This is a genomic window from Rubricoccus marinus (genome assembly GCF_002257665.1).
GTDB classification, from domain to species: domain Bacteria; phylum Bacteroidota; class Rhodothermia; order Rhodothermales; family Rubricoccaceae; genus Rubricoccus; species Rubricoccus marinus.
Genome location: NZ_MQWB01000001.1, coordinates 3,476,145 through 3,490,313, shown reverse-complemented (window position 1 = coordinate 3,490,313; position 14,169 = coordinate 3,476,145). Strand labels below are relative to the sequence as shown.

12 protein-coding genes and 1 tRNA gene are annotated in these 14,169 nt (G+C 70.9%); 6 read left to right on the top strand and 7 right to left on the bottom strand.

From position 1 onward, the window contains the following. Nucleotides 1-211: 211 nt before the first annotated feature. Nucleotides 212-1,576, top strand: a complete 1,365-nt coding sequence (locus BSZ36_RS14810; RefSeq protein WP_094550315.1) for an MFS transporter — start codon at nucleotides 212-214, stop codon at nucleotides 1,574-1,576. A 37-nt stretch (nucleotides 1,577-1,613) separates the two neighbouring features. Here the strand turns inward: BSZ36_RS14810 and BSZ36_RS14805 are convergent, their stop codons facing one another. Then, on the bottom strand, nucleotides 1,614-4,130 hold the full coding sequence (locus BSZ36_RS14805) for a TonB-dependent receptor (protein ID WP_094550312.1): 2,517 nt from the start codon (nucleotides 4,128-4,130) through the stop codon (nucleotides 1,614-1,616). A 134-nt stretch (nucleotides 4,131-4,264) separates the two neighbouring features. Between BSZ36_RS14805 and BSZ36_RS14800 the strand changes: the two genes are divergently transcribed. The 3 genes from BSZ36_RS14800 to BSZ36_RS14790 all read left to right on the top strand — a co-directional run bounded on the left by BSZ36_RS14800 (nucleotide 4,265) and on the right by BSZ36_RS14790 (nucleotide 6,157). Then, nucleotides 4,265-5,494, top strand: a complete 1,230-nt coding sequence (locus tag BSZ36_RS14800; protein ID WP_094550310.1) for an alpha/beta hydrolase — start codon at nucleotides 4,265-4,267, stop codon at nucleotides 5,492-5,494. A gap of 36 nt (nucleotides 5,495-5,530) precedes the next feature. Next, nucleotides 5,531-6,016 (top strand): GNAT family N-acetyltransferase, encoded by a 486-nt coding sequence (locus BSZ36_RS14795; protein ID WP_218827690.1) that lies wholly within the window; start codon nucleotides 5,531-5,533, stop codon nucleotides 6,014-6,016. A gap of 68 nt (nucleotides 6,017-6,084) precedes the next feature. Beyond that, nucleotides 6,085-6,157, top strand: a tRNA-Glu gene (locus BSZ36_RS14790). Between the two features lie 116 nt (nucleotides 6,158-6,273). On the opposite strand, the gene BSZ36_RS14785 is transcribed toward BSZ36_RS14790, so the two are convergent. The 5 genes from BSZ36_RS14785 to BSZ36_RS14765 form a co-directional block, all read right to left on the bottom strand. Beyond that, nucleotides 6,274-6,858, bottom strand: coding sequence for an NUDIX domain-containing protein (locus tag BSZ36_RS14785; RefSeq protein WP_094550308.1), 585 nt, complete (start codon nucleotides 6,856-6,858; stop codon nucleotides 6,274-6,276). Next, a complete protein-coding gene (locus tag BSZ36_RS14780) occupies nucleotides 6,855-8,648 on the bottom strand; it encodes a CTP synthase (protein ID WP_094550306.1) in 1,794 nt (597 codons plus the stop codon). Before BSZ36_RS14780 ends, BSZ36_RS14785 begins: the two co-directional genes overlap by 4 nt. A 155-nt stretch (nucleotides 8,649-8,803) precedes the next feature. Further along, nucleotides 8,804-9,403 carry a hypothetical protein gene (locus tag BSZ36_RS14775; RefSeq protein WP_094550304.1) on the bottom strand — a complete coding sequence of 200 codons (600 nt, stop codon included), beginning with the start codon at nucleotides 9,401-9,403 and terminating at the stop codon, nucleotides 8,804-8,806. Nucleotides 9,404-9,515: 112 nt separating this feature from the next. Next, nucleotides 9,516-9,998, bottom strand: coding sequence for a PEGA domain-containing protein (locus BSZ36_RS14770; RefSeq protein WP_094550302.1), 483 nt, complete (start codon nucleotides 9,996-9,998; stop codon nucleotides 9,516-9,518). 293 nt (nucleotides 9,999-10,291) lie between these two features. After that, nucleotides 10,292-11,113 (bottom strand): class I SAM-dependent methyltransferase, encoded by an 822-nt coding sequence (locus BSZ36_RS14765; RefSeq protein WP_094550299.1) that lies wholly within the window; start codon nucleotides 11,111-11,113, stop codon nucleotides 10,292-10,294. A 199-nt stretch (nucleotides 11,114-11,312) separates the two neighbouring features. Between BSZ36_RS14765 and BSZ36_RS14760 the strand changes: the two genes are divergently transcribed. Continuing rightward, a complete protein-coding gene (locus BSZ36_RS14760; protein ID WP_094550297.1) occupies nucleotides 11,313-11,720 on the top strand; it encodes a hypothetical protein in 408 nt (135 codons plus the stop codon). Here the strand turns inward: BSZ36_RS14760 and BSZ36_RS14755 are convergent. Next, entirely contained in the window at nucleotides 11,709-12,812 is a 1,104-nt protein-coding gene (locus BSZ36_RS14755) for a glycosyltransferase (RefSeq protein ID WP_281253168.1), read from the bottom strand. The two genes, BSZ36_RS14760 and BSZ36_RS14755, sit on opposite strands and share 12 nt — an antisense overlap. A 191-nt stretch (nucleotides 12,813-13,003) precedes the next feature. Between BSZ36_RS14755 and BSZ36_RS14750 the strand changes: the two genes are divergently transcribed. Continuing rightward, complete coding sequence (locus BSZ36_RS14750) at nucleotides 13,004-14,125, top strand: hypothetical protein (RefSeq protein ID WP_094550293.1); 1,122 nt, start codon at nucleotides 13,004-13,006, stop codon at nucleotides 14,123-14,125. Nucleotides 14,126-14,169 lie beyond the last annotated feature (44 nt).

Genomic DNA, 14,169 nt, shown 5'->3' with positions numbered 1-14,169 from the left:
CTGTTTGCCACGTGCGCTCGCCACTCTGGATCCCCGCCTTCGCGGGGATGACGCTGTAGGGGAGGGGGCTCTGGGGGGCCACACCACGCCTCTGGCGCCAGAGGCTTCCGAACGAGCCCGAGGCGTGCGTCGCCAGAGGCCGATTCCGAGCGGGCTTCGCGGTCCGCCGCCGCCTCTGGCGCGAGCCTTCGGGCCGCTGCGACTTCCCGCCATGACCGACTCCACCGCCCGCCCCGGCCGCCTTCTCGGCGTCCTGTTCCTCGGCACGCTACTCGCGGCGCTCGACATCGCCATCGTGGGCCCCGCGCTGCCGGCGCTGCGCGAGGCGTTCGCGCTGGACGAGCGCGCCGTCGCGTGGACCTTTACGGCGTTCGTGCTCGCCAACCTCGTCGGGCTCCCGTTTATGGCCGCGCTCGCGGACCGCGTCGGGCGCCGGACGGTCTATCTCGCGGACGTGGCGCTGTTCGCCGCCGGGACGCTCGTCGTCTGCCTCGCGCCGTCGTTCGGCGTGCTGCTGGCGGGACGCGTGCTCCAGGGGCTCGGCGCCAGCGGCATCTTCCCCGTGGCGAGCGCCGTTGTGGGCGATACCTACCCGCCGGAAAAGCGTGGGCGCGCGCTCGGGCTGCTCGGCGCCGTGTTCGGCCTCGCGTTCCTGATCGGCCCCGCGATCGGCGGGATCATGCTGGCCGTCGCGAGCTGGCGGTGGCTGTTCGCGCTCTCGCTGCCTCTGGCGGCGGTCGTCTTCGCGCTCAGCGCGCGGACCGTCCCCAACACCCGCGCCGACGTGGTGCGGCCGCTGGACGCGCTCGGCATAGGTCTGTTGGCGTTGCTGCTGGGCTCGGTCGTGGTCGGCCTGGGTGGGCTAGACACGGGCGCGATTGGCGCGAGCCTCACGCAGCCCATCGTGTGGGGGCCTCTGGCGCTGGCGGCGATCATGCTCCCCACGTTCGTGTGGGCCGAGCGGCGGGCCGAGGCGCCGCTGATCCGGCCGGGACTGATCGCGCGGCGCGCCGTGTGGATCGCCTGTGGCCTGGCCATCGGCGCCGGGTTGATCGAGGCGACGTTCGTCTTTCTCTCGGCCTACGCCGTCGAGGCGTTTGGCGTGACCAAGGCGCAGGGCTCGTACCTCTTGCTCCCGCTCGTGGGCGGCGTGACGCTGGGCTCGCCTCTGGCGGGGCGGATGCTGGACCGCATCGGGCCACGCCCGGTCGTGACCGCCGCGATGGCACTCGTCGTGATCGGGCTGGTGACGGTCGCGGTCGCGCCCGGCCTGGGCGTCCACATCGCGGGCACGGTCGCGCTCGGCGCCGGGCTGGCGGGCGTTCTCGGTTCGTCGCTGAGCTACATCCTGCTCAACGAGGCCAAGGTGGAAGAGCGGACCGTCGCCCAGGGGCTCTCGACGCTGTTCATCTCGGTCGGCCAACTGGTCGGCGCGGCCCTCCTGGGCGCGGCGGCGGCCTCGTCCTCGGCGCCAGAGGCCGGCTACCGGACGGGCTTCCTCCTCGTGGCGGGCGTGGGCGCCGTCCTCCTGGTCCTCGCCAGGGGGTTGCCGGCGCGCCAGAGGCGGGAGGCCTGAGCCTCGCGCGCCTCTGGCGCGGATACAGCGGCGGCGGCTAGAACTGGCCGCGGATGCCGATGCCGAACGTGCGGGGCAGGCCCGGGCGGAGGCCCGCCGGGCGGCGCGCGGCCACGTAGACGGCGTCGGTCAGGTTCTGGCCTCTGGCGAACAGCGAGAGCTCGCGGCCGGATCGCGTGCGGAACGCCGACCACTCCAGCGAGGCGTCCACGACCGTCGCGCCGCCGATGCGCTCCTCGGCCGGGATGTCGCCCTGGCCGGCCGTTGCGCGCATCGCGCTAGAGGACGTGAGCGCCACGCTCGCCGCCAGAGGCCCGCGCTCGGCGGCGAGCTCTACGAACAGCCGGTGCGGCGCGAGGTACGGCAGCGCGTCGCCGGTCTCCACGTCGCCCCAGCCTTCGAACTCGCTCTCGAAGCTGGTCGCGAAACGCGCCTCGGTGTAGGTGTAGGCCACGCGGAGCGGCAGCGCCCATCCTCCGAGACCGAGCGCCCGTGCGGCGTCGGTGCCCAGCGTGGTCTCCACGCCCCAGGCGTCGACCTCGCCGCCGTTGAACAGCTCGCCCGATCCGGTCCCGCCAGAGGCGAGCGCGTCCGAGCCCAGCAGGTTGGCGTAGGCGTTGCGGTAGACCGTCGCGCCGAGGTCGACGGCGCCTCTGGCGAACTGGGCGCCCGCTTCGAGGTTGAGGCTGGACTCGGGCTCGGACTCCGGGCGGGAGTCCGGCGGCGCGAAGCCGCGGTGGGCGCCGGCGAACAGCGTGAGCGCGTCCGTCGCGCGCACCTGGGCGGCCAGGCCGGGGACCAGCGCCGTGACCACGTCTTCCCTCTGGCGGAGGTCCGCGCCGGTCCGGTCCACGTCAGCGCCGCCGAAGTCGTCGCGCGAGAGGCGGACGTGCTCAATGCGCGCGCCCGGCGTGAGCGTCAGGCGCCCGAGGCCGATCTCGGCCTGCACGAAGCCCGCCGCGGCACGCGCCCGCTCGATGCGGTTGGCGTCCGTCCCCGGCGTGCCGGGGGTCTCCAACGTCAACGCGCCGCCTGCCACGGAGTAGCCGTCCACCCACTGGAAGCGGTCCTCCGCGTCGGCGTGGAGCCGCGCGCCGATCTCCACCAGCGCCTGGGGCGCCACGCGGAGGCCCAGCACGCTCTGCACGCCCTGGGAGTAGTAGCGCCGGTTGTTGGCCTTGACGTACAGCCGGGCGTCCTGCGCCAGAGGCGCGCCGCGAAGTGCGGCCAGCTCGGCGGCATAATCCTCCGGGCTCGCCAGGATGGAGCCGATGCCGGCCGCCGAGGCCTCTGGCGACACCCCGCCGTCCACCTTGTCCAGCTTGTACCAGTTGCGGCGCGTGCCCGTGCGGTAGAGCGTCGTGGTGAGGTCCACGCGGGGGGAGAAGACCGCGACGTGGCGCAGGCGCGCCGACTGCTGTGCGGCGTCCATCTCGTCCTCGCGGCTGCCCGCGTACCGCGCCAGAGGCGCGGCGTCGAAGTCGGCGGCGGTGAGGCCGAGGTAGGTCTCGCGCGAGTCCTCGTCGGCGCGAAGCAGCGAGAGCGTGAGCGACTGGTAAACCGGCGCGTTCGTCGTAGCCACCTGCGCGCGCGCCACGAAGTCCGACGTGCGGAAGCCGGTGTCGTCGTCCAGGACGGCGCCGAAGCCGGCGCCAGAGGCTCCGCCAAGCGATTCAGGCCCGCGAAGCTCTTTAAAGCCGTCGGCCTGGTCCACGAGCCCTTCGAGCACGATCCCGCCGCGCAGGCCGCCCGCCAGAGGCCCGGCCGTGCCCGCGCGGAGGTGCAGCGTCTCGCGGTCGCCGAGGCCGAATGCGCTCGCGCGAGCCTCTGGCGCCGTGGGAATCGCGGCGGGGAGGAAGTTGATGGCGCCACCCGTCGTGTACGGGCCGTAGCGGACCTGGGCGGCTCCCTTGCGCACTTCGACGCCGTCCATGCGCGCGACGTGCGGCGAGACGTAGGCGGCGGGCGCGGCGTACGGCGCGGGCGCGGCGAGCACGCCGTCTTCCATGAGCGTCACGCGGCTGGAGCGCGAGGCGCCCGTTCCCCGCAGGCCGACGTTAATGCGGAGGCCGTAGCCGTCCTCCTCTTGCACCTGCACGCCCGGAACGGCGTTCAGGACGCGGTGCAGGTCGCTATCCGAACGCCGCGCGAGAGCCTCCGGCCCGATCACGTGCGCCGATCCCGCTACGTCGCGCACGCCGAGACCCGTCAGCGACTCGCGCGCCCGGACGACGACCTCGCCCGCGTCCAGCGCGGCCTCGTTCAGCGCGAGCGTTACGCGCACCGCCTCGCCGGCCCGCACGGTCAGCCTCTGGCGCAGGGCCGTGTAGCCGACGCGCGTCGCCACGAGGACGACCTCGCCAGAGGCGACGTCCGAGATCACGAACGCGCCGCTGGCGTCCGATGCCGCGCCGCGCGACGTGCCGTCCAGGACGACGTTGGCGCCCGCCAGAGGCTGGCCGCTGGCGGCGTCGCGGACGGTGCCTTCGACGCGGCCCGTCTGGGCCGAGGCGCCAGAGGCGAGGAGGAGGGTGAGGAGAAGGAGTCGAGTCATGGGTGATGGCTTATCTGGACTACGTCTAAACTAGAAAGGCGGCGGACCCGCGCGTGCCTCGTTGAGCGTCTTCACAGCGACCTATCTTTGTCCGCACGCGGGCGCGATGCCCCTGCCCCCACCAACCCCGACCTATGCCGACGCTCCCTCGCCGCGCTTCCGCGCCGCTGTTTCTCGCCCTCCTCCTTGCGCTGACGCCGTTCTGGGCCGGATGCGACTCCGGAGAGACCGATCCGCCGGAGAACCTGAACATCCTGTTCGGGGTCTCGATCAACCGCCTGTTCAGCGAGCCCTCCGCGGCCGAGATCGACGCCGTCCGCGCGGACTGGGCCTCGCGCTCGCCAGAGGCCGCAAACGGCACCGTCGTCGCTCAGGCCGACGTGGACGACGCGACGGTCTACGTCGTTTCTCACACGATGAGCGAGGGGCCGGGCGCTCCGTTCACGCACTACGGCGTGGTCCGCGTGCCGGACGGGGTAGGGGATGACGCCCCGGTCCTCGTGGTCCACCACGGCGGCGACAGCGGCTTCTCCATCGCGACGGGCGGCGGCTACACCACGGGCAACGCGTCGCTCGAAGTGATGGCCGACATCTTCCCGACGCTGTTCTCCACGACGGTTCAGGTCGTTCCGGTCTACCGCAGCGAGCCCATTCTCGCGGGCGTCGGCGGCCTGGCGGCGACGTACACCTCTGGCGGCAACGAGAGCCCCTGGGACTACGACGTTGACGATTCCATCGCGCTGCTCAGCGTCGCGCTCGATCTCTTCGCCGACGAGACGGACGAGGACAACATCGGCGCGCTGGGCTACAGCCGTGGCGCGAACGTGGCGCTCCTCCACCAGATCCGCGATGACCGCATCGACGCTGTCACGGAGTATTACGGTCCGAGCGACTTCTACAACCCCGTCGCCGAAACCCTCGCAGCCGGCCTTCTGAGCGGCGACCCACGGGCGGTCGGTCTGCCTGGCGGCACGTTCCTCCGCGAGCAGTTGCTGCTGCCTCTCCAGGGCGCCAGCGGCGCCTACGACGCCGACGCGGACTACGCAGGCGCGCGGCTGGAGGTCGTCCGCCGCTCCGCGTCTCTCTTCAAGAGCGACCTCATGAACGTGCAGATCCATCACCACACGCTGGACCCAGTGGTCCCCTACGCGTTCTCGCAAGCGTTCGATGCGCGTTCCGGCTCGGTTAGCGGAGGCTACGAGTTCAACACCTACACCAACGCGCTTCCCGCTGGTGTCCTGAGCCCCCACGCGCCGCGCGCGATGCCCGAGAGTCTCCCCGCGACCGAGGCGTGGTTCTCCACCTACATCGGCGCTGGCCTGCCGACGGTGACGGAGCGGGACGCCGAGCCCATCCTCTTCTAGCCCGCACGCCTCTGGCGCCACCCCGGCGCCAGAGGCGTGGCCGAGACCTCCCTCGCGATGCATCCGCCTCTGGCGATCCTGCCCGTGACCGACGCCGCGCTCTGGGAGGCCGCGCGCGCGTTGCGCCACCGCGTGTTCGTGGAGGAGCAGGCGTGCCCGCCCGAGGAAGAGTGGGACGCGTATGACTGGCCCACGGATCAGGGACGCACGTGCCGCCACCTGCTCGGCTTCGAGGGCGAGCGGCCCGCCGCCGTCTGCCGCTGGCGGCCCGTCGAGGCCGCGGGTGAGACGTGGGCCAAGCTGGAGCGCTTCGCCGTCGCGCCAGAGGCCCGCGGCCACGGCTACGGGCGCGCGATGGTAGAGGCCGCGCTGGCGGACGCCCGGCGCGAAGGCCACACACGCTTCATGCTCTACGCGCAGGACCACCTCCGTGGCTTTTACGGCACGTGGGGCTTCCAGGCCTCTGGCGACGTGTTCTGGGACGTCGGCATCCCGCACGTGAAGATGACGTTGGAGGGCTGAAACGCCGCCAGAGGCGCTTTATCTTGGACGCCCCTCTGGGACGTGCGATGCACGTCTCTTCGGACCCTGCCGCGTTCGTCTAGAGGCCTAGGACGCCGCCCTCTCACGGCGGTAACACGGGTTCAAATCCCGTACGCGGTACTGCGTTCTCACGCGCACCACAACGGTCCTCGCTCTTCGGAGCGGGGGCCGTTGTGCGTTTGGGCCTCTAGCGCCAGAGGCGACCGTAGCCGGTGCGCACGCGGCGCGCCAGAGGCTCAGTCGAACGAGCCGAGGTAGAGCGTTCCTTCGGGGAATCCCGCGCGGAGGTCTGCGGCGAGCCGCTGCCGGAACGGTTCGGGGTACACGCGGAGGTCGGAGAGGTCGTCCAGCGCGATCCACTGCACGTCGCGCAGCAATTGGGTGTCCAGTTCCGGGTCCGAGCCCAGCACGGCGTCCTCGCCCGCCTCGATCCGCGCGGCGGCCTCTGGCGTGAGCGCGCACTCGAAGTAGAACGAGACGGCGTGGAGCGGCGGGCGCACGAAATCCAGCGTGTAGCGCAGCGCGCCTACGCGCACGTCCAATCCCGTCTCCTCCTGTACCTCGCGGCGCGCGGCCTCCGCCAGCGCCTCGCCGAACTCGACGCCGCCGCCCGGGGGCGTCCAGAACGGCTGGTCATCGTCGTCCCACAGCGCCTCGTGCTGAACCAGCAAGAGCCTCTGGCGCGCCGCGTCCGGGATCAGCGCGCCGACGCGCACGCGGACGCGGCCACCGTAGTGGGCCATCGCTTCCCCGTTCGTGCCGGACGGGTTTTCAGACTCGCCAGAGGCCTCTGGCGAGGACTCGTCTGTGGACGCGCTCACTTCTGCGCGAGGACGCGGGCGCTCGCGCGGCGCACCTTTCGCGTTTTGCTCGGCGCTTTGGGCTCGTCAAGCCCGCCGCCGGCCTCGGCGTGGCGCGCGGCAGCCATGATGAAGTGCACGAACAGCGGGTGCGGCTCCTGGACCGTGCTCCGGTACTCGGGGTGGAACTGCACGCCCACGAACCACGGGTGCGTGGCGCCTCTGGCGCCTCCGTCGTCCGCGCCGTCGCCAGAGGCCCGGCGGGCCGCGTCCGTTTGCGCCGAGGGGCGCGGTAGTTCGATGATCTCGACGAGGTCCTTCTCCGGGTTCACGCCCGAGAACGTGAGGCCGCCCTCGCGGAGCGCGTAGCGGAGGTCGTTGTTGACCTCGTAGCGGTGGCGGTGGCGCTCGTGGATGATCTCGGCATCGTACACGTCGTCCGCGATCGTGTCGCGCACGATGGCGCAAGGCCACTCGCCGAGGCGCATCGTGCCGCCCTTTTCGGTCACGTCCTTTTGCTCGGCCATGAGCGAGATGATGGGGAACGGCGCGTCGGGTTCGAACTCGGTGGAGTGCGCGCCTTCCTTGCCGCACACGTTGCGAGCGTACTCGATGCAGGCCACCTGCATCCCGAGGCAGATGCCCAGGAACGGCACGCCGCTTTCTCGCGCCCACCGCACGGCTTCGATCTTGCCGCTGATGCCGCGGTCACCGAACCCGGGGGCGACGAGCACGCCAGAGGCGCCATCGAGCCGCTCGGCCACGTTCGCATCGGTGAGGTCATCGGAGAGCACGCTCTTGACTTCCACCTGCACGCCAGCGGCGGCGCCGGCGAGAAGGAAGCTCTCGGAGATGGATTTGTAGGCGTCCTGGTGCTCCACGTACTTGCCCACGAGCGCGATGGTGACCTTGCTCTCAGGGTTTTTGAGGCGTCGGACCGAGTCAATCCAGGCCGCCATCCCGGCGTCGGCGTCGTCGCTGGCGGGGAGTTGGAGGCGGTCCAGGATGACGCGGTCGAAGGCCTGCTCGCGGAGCAGCATCGGCACCTCGTAGATGCTTTCCGCGTCGCGGCTCTCGATCACGGCCTCTTTCTGCACGTTGCAGAACAGCGCGATCTTGCGCCGCACGTCATCCGGCAGCGGGTGCTCCGTCCGGCACACGAGAACGTCCGGCTGGAGCCCGTAGCTCTGGAGCGTCTTGACGGAGTGCTGCGTGGGCTTGGTCTTGAGCTCGCCAGCGGCCGCGAGGTAGGGGACGAGCGTGAGATGGACGAGCGCCGCGTTTGCGCGGCCGTGCTCCAGCCCGATCTGGCGGATGGCTTCCAGGTACGGTAGGCTCTCGATATCGCCCGCCGTCCCGCCGACCTCCATGAGGATCACGTCGTAGTCGCCGGTCTCGGAGAGCTTCCGCATCCACGACTTGATCTCGTCGATCACGTGCGGGACCACCTGGACCGTTTTGCCGAGGTACTGCCCGCGGCGCTCCTTCGCGATCACCTCGCTGTAGATGCGCCCGGTGGTCACGTTGTTAGCCTGCGACATCGGCACGCCGAGAAAGCGCTCGTAGTGGCCGAGGTCGAGGTCCGTCTCGGCGCCGTCGTCGGTGACGTACACCTCGCCGTGCTCGTACGGGTTCATCGTCCCCGCGTCCACGTTGATGTACGGGTCGAATTTCTGGACCGTCACGCGCAAGCCGTGCGCTTCCAGGAGCCGCCCGAGGCTGGCCGAGACGATCCCCTTGCCCAGGGAGGAGGTCACGCCGCCGGTCACGAAGATGAACTTGACGGGGGCGGAGGGGGCTGCGGCAGGCATCGGGGTAGAGGGTGCGTCCGCTCAGCAACCTACGGAGACGCGCCTCTGGCGCGGTGCGAATTGCGCCTCCGCCAGAGGCTTTCACACGAGCGCGCCGTGGCCCCCGGCCTCTGGCGCCCGCGCGGTTCGGGTCAGGCGGCGCTAAGGGGCCTCCCTTAGTACCGTCCGTTGGACGTGGTCAGGCCGATCAGCAGGCTGATTCGTGAGCCGCTTTCGCCAAGCGCGACGGCGACGTTGAGAGGCACGTTCGCGCCGCCCACGTCGATGCTCTTGCCTGCCACGATGGCGAGCGACGCGGCGATGCCGCTCTCGCTGCTGCTGCTCTCCACCGAGGCTAGGCCGGTGAGGCTGAGGTTGGGCCCGACGCCGACCTCGAAGCCGCTTGGCGTGCGAACGCCCGCGATAAACGTGAACGTGGGCAGGAACAGCCCCCGCTCCAAGCCACCGATGAGCGGCACGGCTTCCACCACGCCTGTCAGGCCATTGTCCGCTTGGAACGTCGGGATCTCGAACTGCCAGCCGAACTGCGTGGTGAGCGGCGTATTGAAGCGGTCCTCGCCATCATCGTTCGGGCCGATGGCGTCGTTGATCCGCTCGACCACGCCGGGGGCGAGGTACGTCACGCCAAAGCGGGGTCCGTTCTGCCGCCGCGGCCCAACGTCGAGCGGGGGCTCGTACGCCCGTCCTGGGAGAACATCCTGAGCCGTAGCGGGAAGCGCGAGGAACAAGGCGAGTGCGAACAGGAGAAACCGCATAGCAACAGGAGTCGGGGGAAACGGAACGCCGCCAGAGGCCGGGCAGATGGGCCTCTGGCGGCGGGGCCAACGGGCACGGGCAGGCTCTGCGCCAGAGGCGAGAGCGGGCGGTCTACTCGGCGGCGGCCTGGGCAGCCATCGCCTCGGCCACCTGGTCGGTGGTGAAGAACACGACGTTGACCTCGCCCTCGCGGGCCTCGACGGCGCTCATGCCTTCGCGCTGCATCACCACGTCCACGATGTCCGGGTCGAGCTCGTAGGCGGCGCCGTTGGAGAAGTCCACCACGAAGCCGATGAGGCCACCGAAGAGGAGGTTGAGCACCATGGAGGTGGCGTCCAGCTCTTTGTCGAGCGTGACGCGCACGTCTTGGTAGCCATCGAGGCGGAACGTGAGGAGGTGATCGTCGCCGCGCCTAAAGCGGAGCGTGGTCGGCGTGGTGCCGATGGGCTGGCCGTTCTCTAGGATCTGCGCGCCCTCTGGCGTCGAGTTCAAGATGATCTCCTGGCGGGTGCCGTGGATGATGGACCCGCAGCCCGCGACGAACGGGGCGGCGAACAGAACCAGGAGCGTGAGGGCAGTAGAGCGACGCGTCATGAAAGCAAGGGGTGAGGTGTAGAGAGAGGCCGTAAGGCCTCGCCAGTGCCGCGAGATACATCATTCGTTGTCACGGACGCAACACGCGCCCACAAACAACCCGCGATGCCATCGCTTGCATGGGAGCAGCCTGTGGCCAGATGGGGCCAAGCCGCTACGCTCGGGAGGGGGGTAACACGCGTCCTGTTTCACCCGTGGAACAGCCCCACGCGCCAGAGGCGCTGGCGCCACGGATAGGGGCAGCGCGCCACGCGCGCCCCTGAACGGGCGGTCTCCGCCAGAGGCCTCTGGCGCTACGGCTTCCGCGAGACGACGGTGAGGCCCGTGCCGCTGGCGTTGTCGCGCGCGAGGTCGGCGCGGTTGAGCGCGAGGCCGGCGGGGCCGGCGAGCGCGTAGTAAGGCGCGAGCAGGGGCGCCGCCGCCCACGTCGTGTTGAGCGCCGCGATGGGCCACTTGACCAGCAGCCGCCACCCCACCGTGCCCCACGGGCCGTAGCCGTACTCCGTGCGGACGTGCTCCAGGCCGGCGGTCTCCAGCTTTTCGCGCAGTTCGCCCGCGTTGTAGCCGTCGCGCACGTGCTCGCCGATCCAGCTCTCGTCCCCCTCTTCGGTCACGCCGCTGCCGCCCTGATCGCTCGGCGTGTTGACGATCACGTGGCCGCCAGAGGCCAGCACACGATGGAAGTTGCGGAACACGGCGCGGTCGTCCTCGATGTGCTCCATCACGTCGACGCTCAGGCAGAGGTCGAAGGCGTCCTCCTCGGCCATCGGCTCGGTCAGGTCGCGCTGCTCGAACGTTACGCGGCTGGCGTACGGCGTGGTGTCCAGAAACGCGCGGGCGCGGTCCAGGTAGTCCTGCTTGACGTCCACGGCCAGCACCTCCACGTGCGGGAACGTCTTGACGAGCCAGTAGGCGTACTGCCCGAACCCGGTCCCGGCGTCGAGCACGCGGAAGGGCCTCTGGCGGTCGCTCGCGCCGATGATCTCGCGAAGGGCGCGGCGGACGTACCACGAGCGCAGGAAAACGGCGTCGAGCGTGCGGAAGAACGCTTTGGTGCGGGTCGGGGTCTTCCAGAAGAAGGCGCCGAGGCGGTCTTTGACGGGATCGTAGTCCATGCGATTGCGGGGGTGCGCGAAGGTAGCGGCGGCGGAGGCGGCTCCGGGATTAGACGCGTGCGAAACCGCGGCCTCTGGCGCCAGAGGCTTGTGCCGAGCAGAGAAAGGCGGCGCTCGCGGTGGTATGTATATGCATATCTCTCTTTCACATCGCGCGTTCTGATCGGTATCGTGCGGTCTCATCCTCGGCTGCTACGTCGTGTCCCGCGTTCACTTCGACCCCTCTACTGGCCTGCTGATTGTCGCGCTGGCGGGGAAGCTGAACCTCGGCCGCGCGATCGCCAACGTCCAGGAGGCAGACCGGCTGGCTGAGACGCACCGCGCGTTCACGGGCGTGCTCGTGGACCTCCGGCAGATCTACGACACGGACGTGCTTTCGTACCCGGAGATGTACCGCTTGGTGCGCGCGCTCGCGCAGTACCCCCGCCTCGCCAAAGCGCCAACGGCCGTTGTGGACGTGTACAGAAAGGGGTTCGAGAAGGCGCAGTTCTTCGAGTCCGCGGCGTCGGATAAAGGGCACCGCGTCCGTGCCTTTGTCGACTACGACGCGGCTACGGAGTGGCTCAAGGAGATGGCGCCCGCCCCGGTGCGCGAGCTACCCCGCTAGCTGCTCCACCGCGTCCACGACGGGGCCCCAGTCGCCCGCGTCGCCCTGGGCCGCGGCGCCGGCGGTCAGCCTCTGGCGCACGCCGGGCTCCTGGAAAAAACGGAGGGCCGATTCCGCCAGAGGCGCCGGGTCTCCGGGCGGCACAACGAGCCCGCCTTCGCCGATGGCCTCGGCGAGGCCGCCCACGTCGGTCGTCAGTACCGGCCGTCCCAGGCCGAAGGCCACCTGCGCCACGCCGCTCTGCGTGGCCGAGACGTACGGCTGCACCACAAGGTCAGCGGCGGAGAACAGCAGCCGCACGCGCTCGCCCGAGGCGTAGCCGCTCTCGATGCGCACCGCGTCGCCGATGCCGAGGCGCGCGATCTGCGCGTCGTACGGCGCCCGGTCGTCGTAGAACTCACCGGCCACGATGAGCTGTACCCCGGGCAGCCTCTGGCGAATGGCGGGCAGCGCCTCTAGCAAGACGGAGAGGCCTTTGTAGGCGCGCACGAAACCGAAGAACAGCAGCAGCGGGGCCTCTGGCGGGATGCCGAGCGCGGCGCGGGCTTCGCCGCGCGGGAGCGCGTCGCCGAACTGGCGGTAGGCCGGGTGCGCCACCTGCCGCGCCGGGGTCTCGCCCAGCCCGAGCGCCTGCACGTCCAGCCGCACGCGGTCGGAAAGCGTCACGAGCCCCTCGCACCGCCCGAGTGCGTAGCGCGCCAGAGGCCGGTCGCCGGGGCGGCGCTCGTGCGGCAGCGCGTTGTGGACCAGCCCCACGCTCGGGATGTCCGGCGCCAGACCGCGCACGATGCCGCCCCACATCGGCGCGAAAAAGGACATCCAGTAGGGAAACACCATCGCGTCTGCCCGCCACTCGCGCACCTCGCGCACGGCGCGGCGCCACGCGAGCGGGTTCAACGTGTCCAGCACGCGCGGCGGCGGCTCGCCGCTGGCGCCACCCAGGCCGCTGGCGCCAGAGGCCGCCGCGTCGGGTTCGAGCTGGCTCGTGCCCGGGAACAGCACGCCGGGGTACTGGCGGCGGAAGGAGAGGCGCAGAACGTCGTGACCGCGCGCCTCCAGCCCGTCCGCGAGGGCGTCGTGGAAGTGCGCGATGCCGCCCCGGTAGGGCGCAAACGGACCGAGAAGGGCAAAGCGGCGCGAGATGGCCTCTGGCGTAGGTGACGGCCCACAAGATGACGACGCCAGAGGCTCGGCGCTTCACCTCCGGCGAGATGTGCCGATACTGTGCCGGCGGCGGTCCGAGTGGGTTCGGACGCGGCGTGTCCCCACCAGCCTGAATCCCTGTGTCACGTTTTCTCCTCGCGCTGCTGCTCGCGCTGCCTCTGGCGCCGGCCGCGGCTCAGCAAACCGCTGTTTCGGCCTTCCAGAACCTCCTCGTGTCTCCCATCGGGGTCGGCGTGGGGGGCGCCACGGCGTTCGCGCCGACGGAGAGCCCGTACGCGGTGCGGTTCAACCCCGCGCTGCTCGCGGATGCGGGCGCGCGGCCGGGCCTCCGGTTTTCCGCCGGGCTCGCGCCGGACGCTTTCGGCGACCAGGATCAGCTTATCGGGTCATCGGCGCTGTCCATCGGAATGGGAACGTCGGTCGCCGGGTACCCGCTCCACGTGGGGCTGGGCGGCGGCTACTCCGAGCTCAACGTGGACGGAGTGCAGCAGAACGGACCCCTGGGCATCCCGCTCGACCCGTACGACACCGAGCAGCGCTCCTACGGCGGCGGCCTCGGTATCGGCTGGGACGGCCCGATCCACGTCCGCATCGGCGGGTCCAGCTTCTACCGGGAGTCCCGCGAGACGCCGCGCATCATCAGCGACCGGAGTGCGCTCGGCCGCGACCGAGTCACCACCTTGGACCTGGGCACCGCGATCACGTACGACGTGCTGGGCGGCCCCGATGAGGCCGGCGAGGCTGCGATCTCGCTGCGCATCACCGGCGGCTACGCGCGGCGCAACATCGTGCTCCAAGAGGACTACTTCACGCGGGACGACACCTTCCCCAGCGCTCCCGCGCCGCCGCCAGAGGCCGGCGTGTTCGGCGGCAGTGCCGCGGTCGCGTTTACGCAGCAGTTCGGCCGCCGCTTCCGCTTCCGCGTGGCCCGCGCCGACGTGCGCGCCGAGATGGAGAAGGCGGACCAGCAGGACGCCACGCGCATCGGCGCCTCGCTGACGCTGTTCGAGACGCTCGTGCTCCGCGCGGGGCAGATGCAGCGCGACATGCAGGAGGACGTCACCTCGGCCGGCATCGGGGTCCAGCTCGATGGCCTGGTCCGCGCCATCGGCGCCGCGACGAACAACCCGCGCCTGCTCTCCTTCGGCGACCGCCTCACGCTCCGCGGCGACGTGGCGCGCTACGACCTCGGCGAGGCTGGCGAGACCGACTACGTGGGCTTTACGCTCGGCTGGCGGTGACGACGGATCGTCTCGCCAGAGGCCTCTGGCGAGACGGCAAAGGC